The following is a 270-nucleotide window of genomic DNA, read 5'->3' on the forward strand; positions in this document are numbered from 1 at the left end:
ATACCTGTAATTTTATCCCATGCAAAAACACGAATAAGAATAATAAGTATTGCAAATGAGGCTGTTACCAAGATAAAGTTTCCAAGAATGGTACTAGATTGCATTGTAATAGTTGTTGCCATAGTTGTCTTTCCCTTTCCTATTCACTCTCACTACTGATTTTTTTATTTAAGTACATAGATACCAACATGATAAATACATATCCCTGCAAGCATGAAATGAATACAGAAAATGCTGTCCAAACAACGTTCAGAGCAAAGGCAATCGGAT

At 33.7% G+C, this 270-nt stretch carries 2 pseudogenes; both read right to left on the reverse strand.

The features are described 5' to 3' along the window. Nucleotides 1–122: pseudogene (locus tag C1E99_RS15110) on the reverse strand (F0F1 ATP synthase subunit B); the annotation flags it as partial. Between the two features lie 17 nt (nucleotides 123–139). Then, a pseudogene (locus C1E99_RS00165) lies at nucleotides 140–270 on the reverse strand (F0F1 ATP synthase subunit A); the annotation flags it as partial.

Origin of the sequence: Streptococcus suis, from assembly GCF_002964045.1 — a bacterium.
Lineage (GTDB): Bacteria > Bacillota > Bacilli > Lactobacillales > Streptococcaceae > Streptococcus > Streptococcus suis_U.